Genomic DNA, 23,446 nt, shown 5'->3' on the forward strand with positions numbered 1-23,446 from the left:
TTTTCATTGAGTATAAAATCCTAACAAACTCAATACTTTAGTAGTCTGATATGCCAATCTCATGAGGTCTTTTTATCATTTTCCATCATATCCTGACGCAAATGTCTACTGATGTCTCTCATCAGTTTCATTTCTAGTAAATGAAAATCAAACTCGGAAGCTCACCGTAGCTTGCTCAAAACACAGCAAGACAAAGCTGATGACGTAAAAAGATTTTCGAAGAGTGTCATCATCAATTTCAGACCATTTTTTATAATAACCATTTTATTTTTATCTGTCAAGGTCTTTGAATTCTTTCTTAAACAAGCCTTGTAATCTCTACTTTTGAAGAATTTATTTTTCCTTACTGGCAATACTTGAGACGATACAGCTCCCTGATAATAAGCTGACCAAGATTAGTCACAAGCAACTCTCCTTTCTCAATTACACTAAATTGCTTTCCTTCCTCTGGGAAAAGTCCTCCACTCTACTTATTCACTTAGAAAAAACGCATAATATCAAGTGCTGAAAAAACTGATACTATGCATTTATTGTGGGGATATTTACTTCATTTTCTATTAAAAATTGATTTTTCTCAGTATTCTAGCTTATATAATGTTTAAAATTCAAATTCCGCAAGCACATCTCGCCCACTGGTGACCAATTTTGCCCCTTCTTGAATCAAATGATGGCAACCATCTGATAGCCCATCTAAAATGCTACCAGGAATAGCAAAGACATCGCGTCCTTCTTCCATTGCTCGCTCACAGGTAATGAGACTCCCCGAGCGCATCTTAGCCTCTGCTACAATCACGCCACGGCAAAGTCCAGCAATGATGCGATTACGGGCAGGAAAATGAAATTTCAGAGGTTGTTCGCCAGGTCCATATTCACTGAGAACCAGATGATCATTGCCGATGTAGTCTTGCAAACGTTTATTGGCTTTAGGATAAAACACATCCAGTCCTGTTCCAATCACTGCAATGGTTTTTCCGCCATTTTGAAGAGCTGCCATATGAGCTGCTGTGTCAATGCCCTTGGCTAATCCACTGACGATAACCAGTTCATTTTCCAAGCCTTGAATGACTTTTTCAACTGACTTAGCTCCCTGTTTGCTACAAGCACGACTGCCCACGACCGCTACCTTCGGGAATTTCAGGAGGTCAAGATTTCCCTTGTAAAATAAAAGTACAGGCGCATCATATATTTCACTCAAATCCCAAGGATAACAGTCATCTAAAATAGAGAAAGATGGAAATTTTTGAAACTCTTTCGACAAATGCGCATCGTCTATCTGAAAATAACGTTCCATAAAAACGGCTGGATTACGGCAACCTGATATATCTGCAATATCACCCAACAAAAGCTCCTGATCAACATTTTCACCGTATTCTAGCACTTTCAAAATCTGTTGATTGGTCAAACCTGATTTTTTTAACTTATAGATTTCATAGTTTGTGATTTTCATAAATAACTCCATTTCTTTTTCTACTCATCTATCTATTCGTAAAAGTTCGTAAAAAATCAAAAAAACATCCGACTATTTTGTCAGATGTTGGAATCTTTAATTTTCGTTTTTAAGAATTTCTTCTAATTTATGGTAGTCTTGGACACTATCGATTTCATAGATACTATTGCCTTCTAATTCTTCGACATAGACATCTAGCTCTTTGATATTATCCTTAACCATATTGTCCCAGTAGAGATCAACAAATTCGCCACTTGCATAAGCCTTATCGATAAAGCTGACAATCTTTTCTGCAGTTGGAGCATCCCAGAAGGATACACCACTAAGGATGCGACCTGCCTTGCTATCAACAATAATGTCTTGAACCTTGTAGTCATCTCCATAGACCAAGAACCATTCGTTGGTACAATCTTCACGATAAACACTAAAATAAGTCGAACGAGTCAAATCATTGCGGAACATATTTTTAAAGAGATAGTTATCGGCATCAATAACATAGCTGTTGGCCAATTCTTCTTTTACAAGATAGAGAGAGTAAAAGTTATTGTAGTCAGCGTATTTATCATTGAAAACGAGACGAACACCGTATTTCTCTTTCAAGTAATCGAATTGTTCTTTAAGATAACCGACAATGATGATGATGTCATTGATTCCTTTTTCTTTGAGAAACTCAATTTGGTATTCAATCAAGGGTTTTTGATTAACCTGAACCAAGGCTTTAGGGGTATTTTCAGTCATAGGACGCAAGCGAGTTCCCAATCCCGCTGCTAAGATGATGGCTTTCACACGAATCTCCTTTATTCTTTAATAATAATATAAACTCCAGCAATAACGACAAGTGACGTCATAATGGTCAGCATATCTAGCGGTGCACCCAAAAAAACAACTGCAAACAAGACCGTCCAAACTACATAGCTCACATTCAAGCCTGTAGCCTTGGCTGGTTGCAAGCGATTGATAGCGATATAATAAGCCAAGTAGGAAATCATATCAAAGGCTGCAAAGACAATCATGAGACCTAGTAATTGTCCATTGGCCACTTCTGCAAATGACTGATGAGAGAAGAGCACAATCACAAGATAGGACAAGAATGAAGTTACTTGACGGATTAAGAGGGCCTCAATTTCACTCAATTCACTTTCCATGGCAAAGGAGCTAAGGACACTCTCACTCCCCCATGCAATAGCACAAACTAAAGCACAGAGAATACCAATGTAGAAGGAATTAACCTGTTCAACCTTATAGGTCTGAGCAATTATCCCTCCAATAATCAAGACAATCCCAAATACAGTATTTTTTGAAATCTTGTGCTTCAAAAAGAAGAAAGCCAATAAAACTGAAATCGCAGGGTAAATAGCCGACACAGATGAAGCTAAGGAACTTCCGATATACTTAACCGCATAAAGATTGGCCTGCATACCGATAGGGCCTGCTAGCAAGGCTCCGATGATGACACTCACATTGCGAATATTTAAGAAAATTGAGAGGCGAACTTTTCCTTCTTTTACCAAGAGAAAAGCTAGTAAGATAAAGATACTCAAGAAATCGTGAGCAGCGGCCACCACAAAGGGCGACAAATCTGTAAAAATCGAAAAGATGTAAGCACTAATTGTTAGACCTAAACCCCAGAAAATACCTGAGAGTAGACCAAAAGGAACTCCGTTTTTACTTTTCATCTGAACCTCCATAAGAAGTCAAACCTTTAACAGCTCTTTGATAACGATTCACACCATAGTCACCAAAATCTGCACCTTGCTCTTCCTTATAGACAGTCCATAGACTCCAAATAGTGTCTTGTAAAATTTTATAAATGGCAATCTTTTCACGAGAAACCGGTGTTTGGTCACTCTCATAGTGAGACAAGAAGGCTTCTTCCTCCTGGGTAGTGAATTCAGACTCTAAAAAGAGGGCAGCCAGATCCCACATTGGATCATTCATTGATGAATATTCCCAGTCAATCAGATAAAGTCGTCCTTGTGGTGATTCGATAAAGTTTTCAGGCACCAAATCGATATGACAAGATTTTCTGTCAACACCTAAGTCAGCCAGTCTTTTCTCTAAAGAAAAGACTTCTTCTCGAACAGCTTCATAGTTGGCATAAGGGATTTTCTCTTCAATCAAGGATTCGTATTTTTTGATTTCCTCAAAAGGAGCAAATTCTCCTCTTAATTCCTTACCAGAAGCATGAATGGTTTGTAATATTGGAGCAATTTTATCAAATTTGGTCTTGATTGACCTTGAATCAAGTGTAATCGCAGATTCGATATACTCATTTACTTTGATACCAGCTTCAATATCAAGAAGATAATTTTTTACATCTAAGTCTAAATCCTTTAGTAGTTCAAGATTGTACTTTTCATCTTGTCGATTGATAAGCTTTTCTGTCCCTTTACCAAAGAATTTAACAATGTATTGCTTATTTGTTGTTTTGACCAAATAGTTTTGATTGGTCATTCCCCCCAGTTGTTCAACACTGAGGACTTCCTCTTCTTGACTAAGTAGGGAAGAAATTTTCTCTTTAATGATTTTCTCCACAATTAACCTCCAGCACTTATACTTCCCACTTAAACACGGTTTTAAAGGCTGTGTTTAAGTCGGTCGCAAAGACACGGTGAATATCTTTAATTTCTCTTACAGGTTCTTCTAGATAAAGGATATTTTTAAGACGATTGGCAAATTTCTTAACTTCCATCATTTGGATTGCATTTTCAAAATCGATGCGACCAGAACGAGAGGACCCAACCAAGAGCAAGCCCTTTTCTAAGGCATCGCGAGTATTGAGATTGACTTTATATTCGCTAACTCCCATCATGAGAATCGTTCCTTGAGGACGAATGTAGCGAATCAGGTCATTTATAGCCGGTCCAGTACCATTACCACCACAACACTCAAAAGCATGGTCAAAGGCCAAATCTTCAGGAATATTATCCGTAATATAGCATTCTTTGGCAAAAGAGAAAAGTTCCAACTTTTCCCAATGACGACCAATAACCACAATCTCTGCTTCTGGCAAAGTATAGTTGATAATATTGGCAACCACAAATGCTAAACTTCCATCTCCGATAACGGCGATTCGGTCCCGCTTGCTATGAGCAAGGGTCAATAGACGATTCATGGCATGCATGCCAACACTGACAAACTCTGTAATGGCTGCAACCGTATCTTCGATAGCATCATAAGCCACCACACGATCTTTAGGGAGAGAAACAAACTCTCTCATAAAGCCATCAAAACCACTAGACAAGAAATGGGTCCCTGTCATGTAGTTCTCATAGAATTCTTCATCGCTCTGCATAGAAGGCTGATTGGGAATCATGACAACTTTTTGCCCAACCTCATAGGTTCCCGTCGGGTCAGAAATGATGGTTCCACATGACTCGTGAATCATTGCCATTGGAAGCTTTTTATTCAAAATCTTGGGGTCACGTTTTCCCTGGTAGTAACGCTGATCCGCATGACAGACAGCCATATAGTTAGGGCGGATGAGGATATGATTCTCTTGGTCAATAGCCTCTTCCTGATATTTGACATTGATAAACTTAGGCTTAGTTAGTTGATAAATTTGATTAATCATATCACTAGTCTTTCTCAATCATACTTTTTGCAATCTTCAAATCTGTCACGGTTGTAATCTTCAGATTTGAATACTCACCCTTGGCCAAGGCTACATCTTTTCCTTTGATCACAAAGATTTTACATGCATCTGTTAAAATTTCTTTCTCTTCGGCAGATAGAGAACCGTAAAGGTCCATGAAGTCCTTGCAACGGAATGTTTGAGGTGTTTGTCCTTGATAAAGGTGAGCACGATTTGGAATATCTGTAATAAATTGACCATTAGTACTTTCAACGATAGTATCAACCGCTTCTACCACTGTGTCCACTGCGTCATGATTTTGGGCAAGTTGGATATTGTCCTGAATCATGCGAAGTGTAATAAATGGACGAACAGAATCGTGGGTAACAACGATATCCTCTGGAGTAAGCGGACGATAAGCATCAATGGCTTCAATGATTTTCTCAATACTCGTATTACGGTCAGCACCACCTTTTGTAATGATGATACGATCCTTATGAAGAGGTAGATATTTATCTACAAGATCCTCTGCATGAGAAACCCAGTCTCCATGAACCCCAACCACAATTTTTTCAATACTTGGTTCCAAGACAAATTTTTCAATTGTATGAATCAAAATAGGTCGATCACCTAGCTCTAAAAATTGTTTTGGCAAGTTACTGATCCCCATGCGTGTGCCAGTTCCACCAGCAAGAATTCCTGCATAAATCATCTATTTTCTCCTTTGTCTTACTAAAAAAACTTATTCTCTCTATTATACCACAATCTAGTCCTATCATGAAAGAAATACTGGTCCTCCCCTTCTAGAATAGGAGAATTATGCAGTTCTATTATTCAAAGAAACTAGTCCATTTCTAGTAATGACTAGGAATTCTGTAGCAATTACTAATAAATGGCTGCGAAATTTTAGAGTCCTTCAGAATAATATACTTTCCTTAAAGAAAACTTAAAACTTAAGATTTGAAACTTCAAAGTGATTACTTGACTTACTGCCCTTCATTTCTTATTAGCTAACTTTATGATATAATGAAAAACGAGGTAAATTGAATGAAAAGTATAAAATTAAATGCTCTATCTTACATGGGAATTCGTGTCTTGAATATTATTTTTCCCATCCTAACTGGAACCTATGTCGCGCGTGTCTTGGACCGAACTGACTATGGTTACTTCAACTCAGTCGACACTATTTTGTCATTTTTCTTGCCCTTTGCAACTTATGGTGTCTATAACTACGGTTTAAGGGCTATCAGTAATGTCAAGGATAACAAAAAAGATCTTAACAGAACCTTTTCTAGTCTTTTTTATTTGTGCATCGCTTGTACGATTTTGACCACTGCTGTCTATATCCTAGCCTATCCTCTCTTCTTTACTGATAATCCAATCGTCAAAAAGGTCTACCTTGTTATGGGGATTCAACTCATTGCCCAGATTTTTTCAATCGAATGGGTCAATGAAGCTCTGGAAAATTACAGTTTTCTCTTTTACAAAACTGCCTTCATCCGTATCCTGATGCTGGTCTCTATTTTCTTATTTGTCAAAAATGAACACGATATTGTTGTCTATACACTTGTGATGAGTTTATCGACACTGATTAACTATCTGATTAGTTATTTTTGGATTAAAAGAGACATTAAGCTTGTTAAAATTCACATCAGTGATTTTAAACCGCTCTTTCTCCCTCTGACAGCCATGTTGGTCTTTGCTAATGCCAATATGCTCTTCACTTTTTTGGATCGTCTCTTCCTCGTTAAAACAGGGATTGATGTCAACGTTAGTTACTACACCATAGCTCAACGAATTGTGACCGTTATTGCTGGTGTTGTAACAGGAGCTATCGGAGTGAGTGTGCCTCGTCTTAGTTACTATCTAGGAAAAGGCGATAAGGAAGCCTATGTTTCTCTGGTTAATAGAGGTAGTCGAATCTTTAACTTCTTTATCATTCCACTGAGCTTTGGACTCATGGTTTTAGGACCAAATGCCATCCTACTTTACGGTAGTGAAAAATATATCGGAGGTGGCATCTTGACCTCTCTCTTCGCTTTTCGTACGATTATCCTGGCCTTAGATACCATTCTTGGTTCCCAAATTCTCTTTACCAATGGCTATGAAAAACGTATCACAGTCTATACAGTCTTTGCTGGGCTACTCAATTTGGGCTTAAATAGTCTCCTCTTTTTCAACCATATCGTGGCTCCTGAATACTACTTACTGACAACTATGCTATCAGAGGCCTCTCTACTTGTTTTCTATATCATTTTCATCCATAGAAAACAACTTATTCACTTGGGACATATCTTTAGCTATACTGTTCGATACTCGCTCTTTTCACTTTCCTTTGTAGGAATTTATTTCCTGATTAATTTCTTGTATCCTGTGGATATGGTCATTAATTTGCCATTTTTGATTAATACTGGTTTGATTGTCTTGCTATCAGCCATCTCTTATATTGGTCTACTTGTCTTCACAAAAGATAGCATTTTCTATGAATTTTTAAACCATGTCCTAGCCTTAAAAAATAAATTCAAAAGATCATAGGAGTTTAAAATGAAACAACTAACCATTGAAGATGCCAAACAAATTGAATTAGAAATTTTAGATTATATTGATACTCTCTGTAAAAAGCACAATATCAACTATATTATTAACTACGGTACTCTGATTGGGGCGGTTCGACATCAAGGCTTTATTCCTTGGGACGACGATATTGATCTGTCCATGCCTAGAGAAGACTACCAACGATTTATTAACATTTTTCAAAAGGAAAAAAGCAAGTATAAGCTCCTTTCCTTAGAAACTGATAAGAACTACTTTAACAACTTTATAAAGATAACCGACAGTACGACTAAAATTATTGATACTCGAAATACAAAAACCTATGAGTCTGGTATCTTTATCGATATTTTCCCTATAGATCGCTTTGATGATCCTAAGGTCATTGATACTTGTTATAAACTGGAAAGCTTCAAACTGCTGTCTTTCAGTAAACATAAAAATATTGTCTATAAGGATAGCCTTTTAAAAGATTGGATACGAACAGCCTTTTGGTTGCTCCTTCGACCGGTTTCTCCTCGTTATTTCGCACATAAAATCGAGAAAGAAATTCAAAAATATAGTCGTGAAAATGGTCAGTATATGGCTTTTATCCCTTCTAAATTTAAGGAAAAGGAAGTCTTCCCAAGTGGTACCTTCGATAAAATAATTGATTTACCCTTTGAAAATTTAAGCCTTCCAGCACCTGAAAAATTTGATACTATTTTGACACAATTTTATGGAGATTATATGACCCTACCACCAGCAGAAAAACGCTTCTACAGTCATGAATTTCACGCTTATAAATTGGAGGATTAGGATGCAATATTTAGAAAAAAAAGAAATTAAAGAAATTCAACTAGCTCTGCTAGACTATATTGATGAGACTTGTAAGAAACATGATATTCCTTATTTTCTCAGTTATGGAACCATGCTTGGAGCCATCCGCCACAAAGGTATGATTCCTTGGGATGATGATATTGATATTTCCCTTTATCGTGAGGATTATGAGCGTTTACTGAAGATTATTGAAGAAGAAAATCACCCTCGCTACAAGGTTCTTTCCTACGATACATCTTCTTGGTACTTCCATAATTTCGCATCGATTTTGGACACTTCTACTGTTATAGAAGACCATGTTAAGTACAAGCGTCATGATACCAGCCTTTTCATCGATGTCTTCCCAATTGATCGATTTACAGACTTGAGCATTGTCGACAAGAGCTATAAGTATGTGGCTCTTCGTCAACTAGCTTATATCAAAAAATCACGAGCAGTTCACGGTGATAGCAAATTAAAAGATTTTCTTAGATTATGTAGCTGGTATGCCCTCCGAGTGGTCAATCCCCGTTACTTTTACAAGAAAATTGATCAGCTAGTCAAAAATGCTACAACCAACTCTCCTCAATATGAAGGAGGAATTGGGATCGGTAAGGAAGGGATGAAAGAAATCTTCCCAGTTGATACCTTTAAAGAACTGATTTTGACTGAGTTTGAAGGTCGTATGTTGCCTGTGCCAAAAAAATATGACCAATTTTTAACCCAGATGTATGGGGATTATATGACACCACCATCAAAAGAAATGCAAGAATGGTATAGTCATAGCATTAAAGCTTATCGTAAAAACTGATTGAGGGCGACCATACAAACTACTAAGATAGAGGTTATTCAAAAACATAATTTTAGTAGAAAATGAAGTAAATATTCCTACAATAAAACGCATAATATCAAGGTTTTCAACACCTGATATTATGCGTTTTATAATTTTAAAGACTTTTTTCTATAGTAGATTGAAATAAGATACGAACAAATCAATTAGAAAATTCAAATTAATTTCTAGAAATATTTTAGTATTCCTGTGTACTGTTCTAAATTCAGTCTGCTATATCTTATTTTTCTATTTAAATCGCTTCTGTAACAAAGCTACGACTTTCAAGTACCTTAAGCATGGCGTTAGCTGTATCTAAGGCTGTGAATAGGGGTACCCCGTGTTCAATAGCTGAACGACGGATTTGCTCACCATCTTCGTCAGCAGTTCGTTTTGTTCCAACTGTATTAATGATAGCTTGGATTCTTCCCTTGCGAACAAAGCTTGGGATATCCTTATCTTCATCACCTATCTTTCCAACAGGCTGAGCATGTAATCCATGACTGGCAAAGAAGGCTGCTGTCCCTTCTGTCGCGAGGATTCCATAGCCAATATTTTGGAAACGACGAGCCAAGTCCAAGGCTTCTTCTTTTGCATCATCAGCAATGGTAAAGACAACATTACCAAAGGTTGGCAAGTGGAGGTAAGAAGCTTCAAAAGCTTTATAGAGAGCTTTTTCCAAAGTCGTATCAGAACCCATAACTTCACCTGTTGATTTCATCTCAGGACCGAGCAAGCTGTCTACCTTAGCTAGTTTGGTAAAGGAGAAGACAGGTGCCTTGATATGAACGCGGGTGCTTTCAGGGTAAAGTCCATCTTGGTAGCCAAGTTCTGATAAACTTTGCCCAAGAATGAGCTTAGTCGCCACCTGAGCCATAGGAATATTGGTTACCTTAGAAAGGAATGGAACCGTACGGCTGGCACGTGGATTGACCTCAATAACGTAGACTTCTTCATCCTTGATAACAAACTGGATGTTCATCATTCCAAGGCAGTTAAGACCGATTGCTAGACGTTTTGTGTAGTCTGCAATGGTTTCCTGAACCTTTTGCGACAAGGTTTGTGGTGGGTAAACGGCCATTGAGTCACCTGAGTGGACACCGGCACGTTCGATATGCTCCATGATACCAGGGATGAGAACATTTTCCCCGTCTGAGATGGCATCAACTTCGCACTCCTGACCAACAATGTAAGAATCGACAAGAACTGGGTGGTCTGGACTAGCCTTAACAGCAGTTCGCATGTAAGAACGAAGGTCTTCTTCGTTTTCAACGATTTCCATGGCACGTCCACCAAGTACATAAGATGGGCGAACGAGGACTGGGAAACCAATCTTGCGAGCTGCAAGAACTGCTTCTTCTTCATTGGTAGCCGTTTGTCCTGGTGGCTGTGGAATATCCAAATCTTTGAGAGCTTGCTCGAAGAGGTCACGGTCTTCGGCACGGTCTAGGTCAGCAACCTGTGTACCAAGGATGGTCACACCTGCTTTTGCCAATGGCTCCGCAAGTTTGATGGCTGTTTGACCACCAAACTGAACGATAACCCCTTTTGGTTGCTCCAAGTCAATGACATTCATAACATCTTCGAATGTCAATGGCTCAAAGTAAAGCTTATCTGATACAGAGAAGTCTGTAGAAACGGTCTCTGGGTTTGAGTTCATGATGATGGCTTCATAGCCAGCCGCCTGGATAGCCTTAACTGAGTGAACCGTTGCATAGTCAAACTCGACCCCTTGACCAATACGGATTGGACCTGAACCTAGGACAAGTACAGATTCTTTATCAGACTTGATAGACTCGTTTTCCCAACCATAGGTTGAATAGAAGTATGGTGTTTCAGAGTCAAATTCTGCCGCACAAGTATCTACCATCTTGTAGACTGGGACAATCTTGTTTTCCAAACGAAGCTGACGAACTTGGTCTGCAGTCGTTTCCCATAGTTCAGCAATCTTACGGTCTGAGAAACCATTGAGTTTGGCAGTTTTCAAAACATCTAGATCTTGTGGCTGGGCACCCAATTCTTGCTCAATTTCAAAGATATGCAAGAGTTTATCAAGATAGAATATATCAATCTTAGTCAATTCAGCAATTTCTTCTGGTGTGTAGCCACGGCGAATGGCTTCTGATACGTAGAAGAGGCGGTCATCTTGTGCTTTGACTACTTTTTCAATCAAGGAATCATCAGAAACTGCTGCAAGTTCAGGCATTTCATTGTGGTGCACCCCAATTTCAAGGGAGCGACAGGCCTTAAGGAGAGATTCTTCGATGTTTCGACCGATAGCCATGACTTCTCCAGTGGCCTTCATCTGTGTCCCAAGACGGCGCTCACCCTTTTCAAACTTGTCAAATGGGAAACGTGGAATCTTAGCCACCACATAGTCAAGGGCTGGTTCAAACATGGCATAGGTTGAACCTGTGACTGGGTTAATAACCTCATCCAAGGTCAAACCGACGGCAATCTTAGCAGCCAATTTGGCAATTGGGTAACCTGTCGCCTTAGAAGCAAGGGCTGACGAACGCGATACACGAGGGTTTACTTCGATGACATAGTACTTGAAGCTGTGGGGATCAAGGGCCAACTGAACGTTACATCCCCCTTCAATCTTAAGGGCACGAATGATGCTCAAGCTTGCGTCACGAAGCATTTGATTTTCATAATCTGACATGGTTTGGGCAGGGGCAAATACAATGGAATCTCCTGTGTGAATCCCGACTGGGTCAAAGTTTTCCATGTTACATACAACCAAAGCATTGTCAGCTGAGTCACGCATGACTTCGTATTCAATTTCCTTGAAACCAGCAATTGAACGCTCAATCAAACATTGGGTAACAGGTGACAATTTCAAACCATTTTCAGCGATTTCACGTAATTCTCCCTCATTGGCACACATACCACCACCAGTACCACCAAGAGTAAAGGCTGGACGGACGATGACTGGGTAGCCAATAGTTGCAGCAAAGGCAACTGCTTCTTCTACTGTGTTGACAATTTCAGATTCTGGAATTGGTTGGTTGAGCTCTTCCATCAATTGTTTAAAGAGGTCACGGTCCTCCGCTTGATCAATGGCAGATAGTTTAGTACCCAGAAGTTCAACACCAAGCTCATCTAGTATACCATTTTTAGACAATTCCATGGCCATATTAAGCCCTGTTTGACCACCGAGTGTTGGTAGCAAGGCATCTGGACGCTCCTTACGAAGAATACGTGTCACAAACTCAAGTGTAATCGGTTCAATATAAACCTTGTCCGCAATCTCCTTGTCCGTCATGATGGTTGCAGGGTTTGAATTAACCAAAACCACCTCATAACCTTCCTCTTTCAAAGACAAGCAAGCCTGGGTCCCAGCGTAGTCAAACTCAGCAGCCTGACCAATAATAATCGGACCAGAACCAATCACCATAATTTTTTGAATATCAGTACGTTTAGGCATATATAAGATATTAAGGGCGTCAAGCGGACAAAGCTAAAATAGGAGTTATGACGAAGAACTGTCAGTTCTAGGAATAACTATCTTTTTAGCACCGTCCGTAGCCCGTATTCAGTTCAGCAAATACGGACCACCCTTCTCCTTTCTATTCGTCGCCTCACTGAGCGACATTAAATAAATTCTCCGACGATTTTTTAGCGAAACGATATTTTTCGGTAAAAAATCTAGTGCAGGGAGTTTTTAGTTCGCCTGATAGCGACTAAAAGAAACGACCTGCCTTTCTATTCGGCAACTCTCAGATTGCCATTAAATAAGATACAAAGGACGAATAGAAAGCGATTGAATTTTAGGAAACCAAGGAAGGATTGACAATCCAAGTTGGTTTCTCTAAATTCCGAGCTTTCCGTCCGTGTTCAGTTACATAAATTCTCCGACGAGCTTTTACTCATTCTTAGTTTGATTGTTTAAAAGCTTCCATCATCTCGATAAACTCGTCAAATAGGTAGCTAGCGTCGTGTGGACCAGGGGCTGCATCTGGATGGTATTGAACAGAGAAAGCAGGTTGGTATCTGTGACGCACACCTTCAACTGACTTGTCATTGATTTCTTCATGGGTGATAATCAAATGCTCTGGCAAATCCTCACGGCTAACTGCATAACCATGGTTTTGACTTGTAAAATCCACACGTCCTGTAGCAATTTCGCGTACCGCATGGTTGAATCCACGGTGTCCAAATTTCATCTTGTAAGTCTTAGCCCCGTTTGCCATTGCAAAGAGTTGATGCCCCATACAAATACCAAAGATTGGAATTTTTCCTTGCACACCACGAATCATGTCCAGTGCTTGTGGAACATCTTCTGGGTTACCTGGACCGTTTGACAACATAACTCCGTCAGGATTGAGATGGAGAATTTCTTCCGCCGTTGTTGAATAAGGAACAACCGTCACGTTACAGTTTCGCTTAGAAAGTTCACGTAGGATTGAGTGCTTGAGACCAAAGTCCACTAGCACCACGCTCAAACCAACTCCAGGAGCTGGATATGAAGTTTTAGTAGAAACCTGTTTGATATTGTCTGTCGGCAAGACTGTCGCTTGGAGCTGGTCCGTCACATGATCCATGCTGTCCCCAACATGGGTCAAGGTTGCACGCATGGTACCATGCTTACGGATAATCTTGGTAAGAGCACGTGTATCAATCCCTGAAATACCCGAAATTTTCTTGGCTTTCAAAAATTCATCCAAGGTCATTTGGTTGCGCCAGTTACTAGCTCTACGTGCTTCTTCGAAAACAACAACTCCCTTACAAGTTGGAATAATGGATTCGTAATCATCACGGTTAATTCCATAATTTCCCACCAAAGGATAAGTAAAGGTCAAGATTTGTCCATTATAAGACTGGTCTGTAATGGATTCTTGGTAGCCGGTCATGCCTGTATTAAAGACAATTTCACCAGTTACATCAATATCTGCTCCGAAGGCCTTGCCTTCAAAAACTGTACCATCTTCTAATACTAGAAGTCTTTTTGTCATATTTTCACCTCTCGTGGACGCTCACTGGCGTCTTTTAACGTCTTGTGTTTTAGTTGGCGTTTCTACTCGCCAGTACGGATTCTAAGATTGCCATTCGAACAAAGACACCATTGGTCATTTGTTGGACAATCCGTGATTTTGGTGCTTCAACCAAGTGGTCTGCGATTTCTACATCACGGTTGACTGGAGCTGGGTGCATGAGGATTGCTGTTTCTTTCAAACGGTCATAACGTTCTTGAGTCAAGCCATGTTGGGCATGGTAGTCTTCTTTTGAAAAGACTGCTCCGCTATCATGGCGTTCATGTTGCACACGGAGAAACATCATGACATCCACCTGATCAATGATTTCATCAATGGTTACAAACTGTCCATAGTCTGCAAACTCTTGACTTCTCCATTCCTCAGGTCCAGCAAAATAAAGTTCAGCTCCCAAGCGTTTCAAAATCTGCATATTGGATTTGGCAACGCGTGAATGGTCCAAGTCACCTGCAATCGCAACCTTGAGACCCTCAAAGTGGCCAAATTCCTCATAAATAGTCATCAAATCAAGCAAGCTCTGGCTAGGATGTTGTCCCGAACCATCTCCACCATTGATGATGGAAGTCGTAATCGTGGGACTAGCAATTAACTCTCTGTAGTAGTCAACCTCAGGGTGGCGAATCACACAGACATCCACTCCTAAAGCAGACAGAGTCAAAATGGTATCATAAAGTGTCTCACCCTTATTGACTGAACTAGTCTTCACATCAAAGTCAAGTCGTTCCAGCCCCAGTTTAATCTCTGCCACTTCAAAGGACTTATGCGTCCGTGTAGAATCCTCAAAGAAAAGATTGGAAACAATCGGGTGGTTTTCATAAGGAAGCTGAGCTCCGTTTTTAAACTCAATCCCTCGTTTGATCAATTTCATCACTTGATCGACAGTGAGGTCTTCCATGGACACCACATGGTTCAATGCTTGTTGATTTTCTGACATGGCCACTCCTTTAGCTTTCTAAGCTTCTTCAGTAATCAGAACTCTGTCTTGACCATCAAGTTCTGCCATCTCTACGATGATTTCTTCAGAACGACTAGTTGGGATATTTTTTCCAACGTAATCTGGACGGATTGGCAATTCTCTATGTCCACGATCAACTAGCACCGCAAGACTCACGCGCGCAGGACGACCATGACCTACAATATTATCAATAGCAGCACGGATGGTACGACCTGTATAAAGCACATCATCCACCAAGATAACTTCACGGTCTGTCACATCGACAGAAACCAAAGAAGTATCTTCTCCACTTTTAACATCATCACGGAAAGGTTTAGTATCCAATTCCACAACAGGAACTGAAAGATTTTCTAGCTGTTCCAAACGTTCTTGGATTCGGTGGGCGATAAAGACACCACGAGTTTTAATACCAGCCAAGACGATCTTATTCAAATCTTTGTTGCGTTCGATAATCTCATAAGTAATACGCGTAATCGCTCGTTTGACGGTCAATTCGTCTACAACTTCTTTTGTCTTCATGACAAACCTCCAAAAAGAAAAGTCTCCTTAAACAAGGAGACTTGAAATGTATAGCCAAGCAAGCCCTACTGCACACAGTATAGACTTCACCCTTCTACTTTATCGCGCTCCTTGCCTGTCTCACGGGACAGGTTTAAAGGAATATTTAATTATCAATTACTATAGCACAAAGCGAGCCTAAAATCAAGCAAAAACTTTTGAAACCCTATCTTACAAATTGCTAAAGTCATATAACTGTGGGTACTGGTCACACTCTGGATTTTTAGGATGACAAATGGCTCTTCCAAAATAAATCATGGCCTGATGAGCTGCTAACCACTGCTCAGGCGGCAAGATATCCATGACCCGCTTTTCCACCTCAAGTGGTGTCGCTGATTTTTTGACAATATCGTGGTGTTTGCAAATACGCTCCACATGAGTATCCACTGCAAAAGCTGGAATCCCAAAGCCCACACTCATGACAACATTGGCTGTCTTGCGACCAACACCTGCCAAACTCTCTAATTCCTCACGTGTCTGAGGGACTTGACCATCAAAATCATCTAGTAACTGTTGGGCACATTTTTTAAGGAATTTAGCCTTATTTCGATACAGTCCCAGGCGAGAAATGTGTGAAGCAATCTCACTCTCTGTCGCAACAGACATGGCTTGTGGCGTTGGAAAGGCAGCAAAGAGACCTGGTGTGGCCTTATTTACCGCTGCATCCGTTGTCTGTGCTGACAACATGACCGCAACCAAGAGTTCAAAATGATTGGTAAAATCAAGACTGGGTTTGGCATCTGGAAACAGAGCAATGATTTCTTCTAGCACCTTTCGTGCGCGTTTTTTTGACAAGACCATTATTCGTCTCCGTCAAATAGTCCTTGTAAGCCAGCAAAAGGACTGTTTTCTTCTTTCTTAACTGCCTGTTGGGCTTGGTATTCTTCTTCTGTCATGATTTGCCAGTCATTTCCTGAAACAAATCCTTGACCAGCCTCTTCTTCAGCCGTCAAAACCTTGATAGGAATGTTTAATAGGATATTGTCTGACACGCTCTCAGCAAGGTCCAGTTCTCCATTTTCGATTGGCAAGACCAAATCATCGTCTAAAACTTCCTGATCTAGTTGGTTAGTTGCACCTTCCATGAAAACTTCCGTTACTGGATAAGATTCAACTAACTCAACTGGCTCCATACTGCGACTTGAAGCAAGAACAATGGTATAAGATAGTTGATAATCTAAGAAATACATATGGTCTTCGTACTGTACTTTCCCAACTGCAAGAATATCTTTTACATCTAAAATTTCTTGATTGCGTGCACGCAGGTCTGCGGCTAGATCTAAGGTTTGTTCAAAATGCAAGCCTTCAGACTGCTTACGAATTTCTTGAATATTTAATTTCATACTTCCTCCATAAAGATTTACTCTCTTGATTATACCATGAAAAGTCTACAAATCAACCCACCAAACTTTGTAATTAACATTCAAGTTTTTAATATGTCCACTATGATATTTTGTTTTTTAGTGCTATACTACATCAGAGCAAGGAGGATGCCCCTATGGAAGACAAAGAACTCGGTACTAATGCTTATCACTCGTATTTTAGAGCTTGGAATTTCCAGTTTTCTGTTGACAAAATTTCCTTAAAAGTATAGTATAAAGATACCAATACTCGGAGGTAAGGGAGACATGAACAACTAAGCCTATCAAATAAAAAACCTTTATTTAGTAGATCTTGTTTTTGTCTCTTTTTGTGTACTCTTTTATGCTCTTTTTCTGGCATTTTATACTCAATGAAAATCAAAGAGCAAACTAGGAAGCNNGTCAGTCACATATATACGGTAAGGCGACGCTGACGTGGTTTGAAGAGATTTTCGAAGAGTATTAATAGAGTTTTTTTGACATAGACTTTGGGCTCTACTAGGTAAAGTAGAGCTTTTTGTTATGTAGTATCAACATTCTAGAAAGGGCAATCATATGATAAAAATCAATCACCTGACCATCACACAAAACAAAGATTTACGAGACCTTGTCTCTGACCTCAGCATGACCATCCAAGACAGGGAAAAGGTCGCTATTATTGGTGAAGAAGGAAATGGCAAATCCACCTTACTTAAAATTTTAATGGGGGAAACTTTGCCTGATTTCACTATCGGGGGAGACATTCAATCTGATTATCAATCAATAGCCTACATTCCTCAAAAACTTCCTGAGGACCTGAAAAATAGAACTCTACACGACTACTTCTTTTTAGATACTATTGATTTAGATTACAGTGTCCTCTATCGTTTAGCTGAGGAATTGCATTTTGATAGCAATCGTTTCGCAAGCGACCAAGAGATTGGTAGTCTATCAGGGGGTGAAGCTTTGAAAATTCAGCTCATCCATGAGTTAGCCAAACCTTTTGAGATTCTATTTTTAGATGAACCTTCAAATGACTTGGATCTTGAGACGGTTGATTGGCTAAAAGGTCAAATGCGCAAGATTCGGCAAACCGTTATTTTCATTTCCCATGATGAGGACTTTCTTTCTGAAACGGCAGACACTATTGTTCACTTGCGACTGGTCAAGCACCGTAAAGAAGCAGAAACACTAGTAGAGCATTTAGACTATGATAGTTATAGTGAGCAGAGAAAGGCTAATTTTGCCAGACAAACCCAGCAAGCAGCCAACGACCAAAGAGCCTACGATAAAACCATGGAAAAACATCAACGAGTTAAACAAAATGTAGAAACTGCTCTTCGAGCTACCAAAGACAGTACTGCCGGTCGCCTATTGGCTAAAAAGATGAAAACTGTCCTCTCTCAAGAAAAACGCTACGAAAGAGCAGCTCAGGCCATGACCCAAAAGCCACTTGAAGAGGAAGAAATCAGACTTTTCTTCTCAGATATACAGCCATTACCTACTTCTAAAGTCTTAATCCAACTGGAAAAAGAAAATTTATCCATTGGCGAGCGAATTTTGGTGCAAGAACTACAATTAACTGTCCGTGGCCAAGAAAAAATCGGTATTATAGGGTCAAATGGTATTGGAAAATCGACCCTATTAGCCAAGTTACAGCAACTTTTTAATGCTAAAAGAGAGATTTCGCTTGGTTATATGCCACAAGATTACCAGCAAAAACTGCAATTGGATTTATCACCAATAGCCTATCTAAGTAAAACTGGGGAAAAAGAGGAACTACAAAAAATCCAATCTCACTTAGCCAGTCTCAATTTCAGTTATCCAGAAATGCAGCATCAAATTCGCTTCTTATCTGGCGGACAACAAGGAAAACTCCTGCTTTTGGATTTAGTCTTGCGCAAACCAAACTTTCTCCTGCTAGATGAACCCACACGAAACTTTTCTCCAACTTCTCAACCCGAAATTAGAAAACTCTTTGCCACTTATCCTGGTGGTCTCATCACTGTTTCGCATGACCGTTGTTTCTTAAAAGAGATCTGTTCAATCATCTATCGCTTAACAGAACACGGTTTGGAGGTAGTTAATTTTCAAGATTTATAAATTTTCAACATCGCAAATATGTGGGGCAAAAACACAATTTTAGGAGAAAAAGAAGTAAATCTTCCCATAATAAAACGCATAATATCAAGTTTTCACACCTGATATTATGCGTTTTTCAGATTTTAAAGACTTTTTCCAGCCTTCATTTTACATATGTTTTAAACGTTCAATCCGTTCTGAGATAGGTGGGTGGGTATAAAAGAGTTTTTTGAACCCTCCCCCTTTCTTAGGATCATTGATATAAAGTGCACTGCTAGCATCATCGACGTGGCGACTCATAGGTTTGCTATTGTCCAACTTATCTAGGGCATTAATCATTCCCTGGGGATTGCGAGTCAGCTCGACACTAGATGCATCTGCCAGAAATTCCCTCTGACGAGAAATAGCGAGCTGAACCAAGGTTGCAGCGAGAGGTGCCAGTACAATAGCTAGTAGGGAAACCACTAGCATAATGATTTCAAGACCATTTCCATCTCGGTCATCATCACTTCGTCTGCGACCTGCTCCACCCCACCACATCATACGACCTGCCATACCAGAAAGCATGGTGATAGCACTAGCAAGGGCAACTGCAATAGTCGAAATACGGATATCATAATTACGAATATGACTGACTTCATGTCCCATAACAGCTTCTAGTTCTTCACGATTCATGATAGCTAGTAGACCTGAAGTCGCAGCAACCGCCGCATTTTGAGGGTTAGAACCTGTCGCAAAGGCATTTAAGGCTGGATCATCAATGATGAAAACACGGGGCATAGGAATCTGAGCGACCATAGCCATATCTTCCACTACGTGGTAGAAATCTGGTGCCGTTTGTTCATCAATCTCACGCGCCCCGTTCATGGACATGACAATCTCTGTTGATTGAAAAATCATGGACAAGGCATAGATAAAGCCGATAATCAGTGCGATAACCAAACCACCAATCCCAGACCGCATAAAGAGGTAACCAACCGCATAACCAACAAGAGCTAAGAGTAGGAAAAATACCAGCAATAAAATCCACGTTTTTCGTTTATTGCTTGCAATTTGATCAAACAGCATCTTAGTCACCTAAACCGCTAAAATCAACCTTAGGAACTGCCTTTTCCTCTTCTGGTGTTTGAAGGAAATCTGCTGCTTTAAATCCAAACATTCCAGCGATAATGTTGCTTGGGAAAGTCTCTAATTTTACATTGTAGTTGCTGACAACACTGTTGTAGAGTTGACGAGAGTAAGAAATTTTATTTTCTGTGTTTGTCAACTCCTCTTGCAATTTAACAAAGTTAGCACTAGCTTTCAAATCTGGATAGCTTTCTGCAACTGCAAAAATACCTGAAACCTGACGAGTGAGGGCATCACTGGCTTTCATAGCTTCTGCTGGTGAAGTCGCTGCCGCCACTTGGTTACGTAGTTCTGCCACCTTTTCAAGGGTAGAACCTTCATATTTAGCATAACCTTTTACAGTCTCAATCAAGTTTGGCAAGAGGTCATTTCGACGTTTCAACTGAACATCAATTTGGCTCCAAGCCTCCTTTGTTTGCATACGATTCTTAACCAAACCGTTATAGCTAACAATCACAAAAATAACAACAAGAGCGATAACTCCAAGAATAATCCAAGTCATGATATAAGTCCTTTCTACTTTTAGATTAGTACCAGTATATCAAATTTTTAATGATTGTGGTAAAATAAGATGATACTAAAGAAGGAAATAACTATGAAACCAGAAACATTTTACAACTTGCTTGCCGAGCAAAATCTTCCACTTTCGGACCAGCAAAAAAAACAATTTGAACGTTATTTTGAACTCTTAGTCGAGTGGAATGAGAAGATTAATTTGACGGCGATTACGGACAAGGAAGAAGTTTATCTCAAACATTTTTACGATTCGATTGCACCCATTCTTCAAGGTTTGATTCCCAATGAAAATATCAAATTGCTTGATATCGGGGCTGGGGCAGGATTTCCTAGTCTACCAATGAAAATTCTCTATCCTCAGTTAGATGTGACCATTATTGATTCACTCAATAAGCGCATCAACTTCCTACAACTCTTGGCTCAAGAACTGGATTTGGACGATGTTCATTTCTACCATGGACGTGCAGAAGACTTGGCACAAGACAAAAACTTCCGTGCTCAATATGATTTTGTAACAGCTCGTGCGGTTGCCCGTATGCAGGTCTTATCTGAATTGACAATTCCTTACCTTAAAGTTGGCGGAAAACTATTGGCACTCAAGGCCAGCAATGCTCCTGAGGAGTTATTAGAAGCTAAGAATGCCCTCAACCTCCTCTTCAGTAAAGTCGAAGACAATCTCAACTACGCCCTACCAAATGGAAATCCGCGTTATATCACAGTGGTGGAAAAGAAAAAAGAAACACCAAATAAATATCCGAGAAAGGCTGGCATGCCCAACAAACGCCCGCTTTAAATTTTTTAGTAAAAAATGTTTACAAAGTCATCCTCGCTCTCTTATTTTTAGGCTCGGGAAAAAATGATTTACAAAATCATTTTTTTCTGCTATACTGTCCTAAGCAAAGGTTTTTAATGTCATCCCGTGAGGTGACGAAGACGCAGAAATACTTGAAACTCTCTAAAATCTAGATTTTAGAGAAGTCTTACTCTGAGGGCCTATTGCTGTAAAATAATGGGCTCTTTTTTGATGCCCAAAAGTGAGGTTTATATGAAACAAGAATCAACTGTTGATTTGTTACTAGACGTTGACCAACGTCCTTCGACTGGAAAAGGAACTCTCCTTAGCTTCCAACACGTTTTCGCCATGTTTGGTGCGACCATCTTGGTACCCTTGATTTTGGGAATGCCTGTATCTGTTGCCCTTTTTGCTTCAGGTGTTGGAACACTCATCTACATGATTGCTACTGGTTTTAAAGTTCCAGTTTATCTAGGTTCTTCATTCGCCTTTATCACAGCTATGTCACTAGCTATGAAGGAAATGGGAGGAGATATATCTGCTGCTCAAACTGGAGTTATCTTGACTGGTTTGGTCTATGTCCTTGTTGCTACCAGCATCCGATTTGTAGGAACAAAATGGATTGATAGACTCTTGCCACCAATCATCATCGGACCTATGATTATCGTTATCGGTCTTGGACTTGCAGGTTCAGCTGTTACCAACGCTGGTCTTGTAGCTGATGGAAACTGGAAAAATGCTCTTGTAGCAGTTGTTACTTTCTTGATTGCTGCCTTTATCAATACAAAGGGAAAAGGATTCCTACGAATCATTCCATTTCTCTTTGCCATTATCGGTGGTTACCTCTTCGCACTAACTCTTGGCTTGGTTGACTTTACACCAGTTCTTAAAGCTAACTGGTTTGAAATTCCTGGTTTCTACTTGCCATTTAACACAGGTGGTGCCTTTAAAGAATACAATCTTTACTTTGGTCCAGAAGCCATCGCTATCTTGCCAATCGCTATCGTAACAATTTCTGAACATATCGGAGATCATACTGTTTTGGGTCAAATCTGTGGCCGTCAATTCTTAAAAGAACCAGGTCTTCACCGTACTCTTCTTGGTGACGGTATCGCAACTTCTGTTTCTGCCTTCCTTGGTGGACCAGCCAATACAACTTACGGAGAAAATACAGGGGTTATCGGTATGACTCGTATCGCTTCTGTCTCAGTTATCCGTAACGCTGCCTTCATCGCGATTGCCCTCAGCTTCCTTGGTAAATTCACTGCCTTGATTTCAACTATTCCAAACGCTGTACTTGGTGGTATGTCAATCCTTCTCTATGGGGTTATCGCCAGCAATGGTTTGAAAGTCTTGATTAAAGAACGTGTTGATTTCGCTCAAATGCGAAACCTCATCATCGCAAGTGCTATGTTGGTTCTTGGACTTGGAGGAGCTGTCCTTAAACTTGGTCCAGTTACACTTTCAGGTACTGCTCTTTCAGCCATGACAGGAATCATCTTGAACTTGATCTTGCCATACGAAAATAAAGACTAATACTCTTCGAAAATCTCTTCAAACTACGTCAACGTCGCCTTGCCGTAGATATATGTNNTTTTCATTGAGTATAAGAGTCTAAACATATCAAAAAACAAGCATTTCCAATTACGGAAGTGCTTATTTTTTTGATACTTAAAAGTAAGTGTATCCCCCTAACGCTGTCTAATATGTCTCCCCTATATGCATACGCTTCCACTCAGAGAACTCTACCTTGAACAGTTCAGGGGCTTTTTTAGCATTGTTATAAACTATAATATAGTAACCTTCCTTATTCCAAAACTTTCCTAAAATCTCAGCGTCTTCCAGCTCTGCTTCATAATCTAATACTCATCTGCTTTCA

20 protein-coding genes are annotated in these 23,446 nt (G+C 39.8%); 6 read left to right on the top strand and 14 right to left on the bottom strand.

Going from position 1 to position 23,446, the window contains the following annotated elements:
- Nucleotides 1-598: 598 nt before the first annotated feature.
- The 6 genes from dprA to HT701_RS07530 form a co-directional block, all read right to left on the bottom strand.
- Nucleotides 599-1,447 (bottom strand): DNA-processing protein DprA, encoded by an 849-nt coding sequence (gene dprA / locus HT701_RS07505; RefSeq protein ID WP_000705307.1) that lies wholly within the window; start codon nt 1,445-1,447, stop codon nt 599-601.
- A 96-nt stretch (nt 1,448-1,543) separates the two neighbouring features.
- The gene (locus HT701_RS07510) at nt 1,544-2,233 is read right to left on the bottom strand and encodes a sugar phosphate nucleotidyltransferase (RefSeq protein ID WP_000643965.1); all 690 of its coding nucleotides are present in this window, start codon (nt 2,231-2,233) and stop codon (nt 1,544-1,546) included.
- A gap of 11 nt (nt 2,234-2,244) precedes the next feature.
- Nucleotides 2,245-3,123 carry a DMT family transporter gene (locus HT701_RS07515; RefSeq protein WP_000837608.1) on the bottom strand — a complete coding sequence of 293 codons (879 nt, stop codon included), beginning with the start codon at nt 3,121-3,123 and terminating at the stop codon, nt 2,245-2,247.
- A complete protein-coding gene (gene licA / locus HT701_RS07520; protein WP_119919910.1) occupies nt 3,113-3,982 on the bottom strand; it encodes a choline kinase LicA in 870 nt (289 codons plus the stop codon). Before licA ends, HT701_RS07515 begins: the two co-directional genes overlap by 11 nt.
- Nucleotides 3,983-3,998: 16 nt before the next feature.
- Entirely contained in the window at nt 3,999-5,021 is a 1,023-nt protein-coding gene (locus HT701_RS07525) for a ribitol-5-phosphate dehydrogenase (RefSeq protein ID WP_000609870.1), read from the bottom strand.
- A 4-nt stretch (nt 5,022-5,025) separates the two neighbouring features.
- A complete protein-coding gene (locus tag HT701_RS07530) occupies nt 5,026-5,733 on the bottom strand; it encodes a 2-C-methyl-D-erythritol 4-phosphate cytidylyltransferase (protein WP_000638489.1) in 708 nt (235 codons plus the stop codon).
- Nucleotides 5,734-6,068: 335 nt separating this feature from the next.
- Here HT701_RS07530 and tacF point away from each other — a divergent pair, with 335 nt between their 5' ends.
- From tacF to HT701_RS07545, 3 genes are read left to right on the top strand one after another with little or no spacing between them, the layout of a single operon-like run.
- The gene (gene tacF / locus HT701_RS07535) at nt 6,069-7,556 is read left to right on the top strand and encodes a type IV teichoic acid flippase TacF (protein ID WP_119919909.1); all 1,488 of its coding nucleotides are present in this window, start codon (nt 6,069-6,071) and stop codon (nt 7,554-7,556) included.
- A 9-nt stretch (nt 7,557-7,565) separates the two neighbouring features.
- The gene (locus HT701_RS07540) at nt 7,566-8,369 is read left to right on the top strand and encodes a phosphorylcholine transferase LicD (RefSeq protein WP_000811884.1); all 804 of its coding nucleotides are present in this window, start codon (nt 7,566-7,568) and stop codon (nt 8,367-8,369) included.
- A 1-nt stretch (nt 8,370) separates the two neighbouring features.
- Nucleotides 8,371-9,180 carry a phosphorylcholine transferase LicD gene (locus tag HT701_RS07545; RefSeq protein ID WP_001199655.1) on the top strand — a complete coding sequence of 270 codons (810 nt, stop codon included), beginning with the start codon at nt 8,371-8,373 and terminating at the stop codon, nt 9,178-9,180.
- Between the two features lie 271 nt (nt 9,181-9,451).
- On the opposite strand, the gene carB is transcribed toward HT701_RS07545, so the two are convergent.
- The 6 genes from carB to HT701_RS07575 all read right to left on the bottom strand — a co-directional run bounded on the left by carB (nt 9,452) and on the right by HT701_RS07575 (nt 17,051).
- Nucleotides 9,452-12,628 carry a carbamoyl-phosphate synthase large subunit gene (gene carB / locus HT701_RS07550; RefSeq protein ID WP_119919908.1) on the bottom strand — a complete coding sequence of 1,059 codons (3,177 nt, stop codon included), beginning with the start codon at nt 12,626-12,628 and terminating at the stop codon, nt 9,452-9,454.
- Nucleotides 12,629-13,076: 448 nt separating this feature from the next.
- The gene (locus HT701_RS07555; RefSeq protein WP_172931384.1) at nt 13,077-14,156 is read right to left on the bottom strand and encodes a carbamoyl phosphate synthase small subunit; all 1,080 of its coding nucleotides are present in this window, start codon (nt 14,154-14,156) and stop codon (nt 13,077-13,079) included.
- Between the two features lie 49 nt (nt 14,157-14,205).
- A complete protein-coding gene (locus tag HT701_RS07560; protein WP_023936533.1) occupies nt 14,206-15,129 on the bottom strand; it encodes an aspartate carbamoyltransferase catalytic subunit in 924 nt (307 codons plus the stop codon).
- An 18-nt stretch (nt 15,130-15,147) separates the two neighbouring features.
- Nucleotides 15,148-15,669, bottom strand: coding sequence for a bifunctional pyr operon transcriptional regulator/uracil phosphoribosyltransferase PyrR (pyrR, locus tag HT701_RS07565; protein ID WP_000850023.1), 522 nt, complete (start codon nt 15,667-15,669; stop codon nt 15,148-15,150).
- A 210-nt stretch (nt 15,670-15,879) separates the two neighbouring features.
- Nucleotides 15,880-16,509 (bottom strand): endonuclease III, encoded by a 630-nt coding sequence (gene nth, locus HT701_RS07570; protein ID WP_000244443.1) that lies wholly within the window; start codon nt 16,507-16,509, stop codon nt 15,880-15,882.
- Nucleotides 16,509-17,051, bottom strand: a complete 543-nt coding sequence (locus HT701_RS07575; protein WP_000773208.1) for a DUF177 domain-containing protein — start codon at nt 17,049-17,051, stop codon at nt 16,509-16,511. Before HT701_RS07575 ends, nth begins: the two co-directional genes overlap by 1 nt.
- A 573-nt stretch (nt 17,052-17,624) precedes the next feature.
- Here HT701_RS07575 and HT701_RS07580 point away from each other — a divergent pair.
- Nucleotides 17,625-19,151, top strand: a complete 1,527-nt coding sequence (locus HT701_RS07580) for an ATP-binding cassette domain-containing protein (RefSeq protein ID WP_119919907.1) — start codon at nt 17,625-17,627, stop codon at nt 19,149-19,151.
- 147 nt (nt 19,152-19,298) lie between these two features.
- On the opposite strand, the gene htpX is transcribed toward HT701_RS07580, so the two are convergent.
- The gene (htpX, locus tag HT701_RS07585) at nt 19,299-20,198 is read right to left on the bottom strand and encodes a zinc metalloprotease HtpX (protein WP_023934415.1); all 900 of its coding nucleotides are present in this window, start codon (nt 20,196-20,198) and stop codon (nt 19,299-19,301) included.
- A gap of 1 nt (nt 20,199) precedes the next feature.
- Nucleotides 20,200-20,760: a LemA family protein gene (locus tag HT701_RS07590; protein ID WP_000219828.1), complete on the bottom strand. Its 561-nt coding sequence runs from the start codon at nt 20,758-20,760 to the stop codon at nt 20,200-20,202.
- Nucleotides 20,761-20,853: 93 nt separating this feature from the next.
- On the opposite strand from HT701_RS07590, the gene rsmG reads away from it, so the two are divergent.
- Together rsmG and HT701_RS07600 are read left to right on the top strand one after the other, a co-directional pair.
- Entirely contained in the window at nt 20,854-21,567 is a 714-nt protein-coding gene (gene rsmG / locus HT701_RS07595) for a 16S rRNA (guanine(527)-N(7))-methyltransferase RsmG (protein WP_119919906.1), read from the top strand.
- Nucleotides 21,568-21,819: 252 nt separating this feature from the next.
- Complete coding sequence (locus HT701_RS07600; protein ID WP_014017276.1) at nt 21,820-23,103, top strand: solute carrier family 23 protein; 1,284 nt, start codon at nt 21,820-21,822, stop codon at nt 23,101-23,103.
- The last annotated feature ends 343 nt before the right edge of the window (nt 23,104-23,446 follow it).

The organism is Streptococcus sp. 10824 (assembly GCF_013276595.1).
GTDB classification, from domain to species: domain Bacteria; phylum Bacillota; class Bacilli; order Lactobacillales; family Streptococcaceae; genus Streptococcus; species Streptococcus pseudopneumoniae.

Excerpts from the sequence above, each read along its gene's own strand:
- dprA (WP_000705307.1), bottom strand. The coding sequence starts at position 1,447 with ATGAAAATCACAAACTATGAAATCTATAAGTTAAAAAAATCAGGTTTG.
- HT701_RS07515 (WP_000837608.1), bottom strand. The coding sequence starts at position 3,123 with ATGAAAAGTAAAAACGGAGTTCCTTTTGGTCTACTCTCAGGTATTTTC.
- HT701_RS07525 (WP_000609870.1), bottom strand. The coding sequence starts at position 5,021 with ATGATTAATCAAATTTATCAACTAACTAAGCCTAAGTTTATCAATGTC.
- HT701_RS07530 (WP_000638489.1), bottom strand. The coding sequence starts at position 5,733 with ATGATTTATGCAGGAATTCTTGCTGGTGGAACTGGCACACGCATGGGG.
- tacF (WP_119919909.1), top strand. The coding sequence starts at position 6,069 with ATGAAAAGTATAAAATTAAATGCTCTATCTTACATGGGAATTCGTGTC.
- HT701_RS07540 (WP_000811884.1), top strand. The coding sequence starts at position 7,566 with ATGAAACAACTAACCATTGAAGATGCCAAACAAATTGAATTAGAAATT.
- HT701_RS07545 (WP_001199655.1), top strand. The coding sequence starts at position 8,371 with ATGCAATATTTAGAAAAAAAAGAAATTAAAGAAATTCAACTAGCTCTG.
- carB (WP_119919908.1), bottom strand. The coding sequence starts at position 12,628 with ATGCCTAAACGTACTGATATTCAAAAAATTATGGTGATTGGTTCTGGT.
- HT701_RS07555 (WP_172931384.1), bottom strand. The coding sequence starts at position 14,156 with ATGACAAAAAGACTTCTAGTATTAGAAGATGGTACAGTTTTTGAAGGC.
- HT701_RS07560 (WP_023936533.1), bottom strand. The coding sequence starts at position 15,129 with ATGTCAGAAAATCAACAAGCATTGAACCATGTGGTGTCCATGGAAGAC.
- pyrR (WP_000850023.1), bottom strand. The coding sequence starts at position 15,669 with ATGAAGACAAAAGAAGTTGTAGACGAATTGACCGTCAAACGAGCGATT.
- nth (WP_000244443.1), bottom strand. The coding sequence starts at position 16,509 with ATGGTCTTGTCAAAAAAACGCGCACGAAAGGTGCTAGAAGAAATCATT.
- HT701_RS07575 (WP_000773208.1), bottom strand. The coding sequence starts at position 17,051 with ATGAAATTAAATATTCAAGAAATTCGTAAGCAGTCTGAAGGCTTGCAT.
- HT701_RS07580 (WP_119919907.1), top strand. The coding sequence starts at position 17,625 with ATGATAAAAATCAATCACCTGACCATCACACAAAACAAAGATTTACGA.
- htpX (WP_023934415.1), bottom strand. The coding sequence starts at position 20,198 with ATGCTGTTTGATCAAATTGCAAGCAATAAACGAAAAACGTGGATTTTA.
- HT701_RS07590 (WP_000219828.1), bottom strand. The coding sequence starts at position 20,760 with ATGACTTGGATTATTCTTGGAGTTATCGCTCTTGTTGTTATTTTTGTG.
- rsmG (WP_119919906.1), top strand. The coding sequence starts at position 20,854 with ATGAAACCAGAAACATTTTACAACTTGCTTGCCGAGCAAAATCTTCCA.
- HT701_RS07600 (WP_014017276.1), top strand. The coding sequence starts at position 21,820 with ATGAAACAAGAATCAACTGTTGATTTGTTACTAGACGTTGACCAACGT.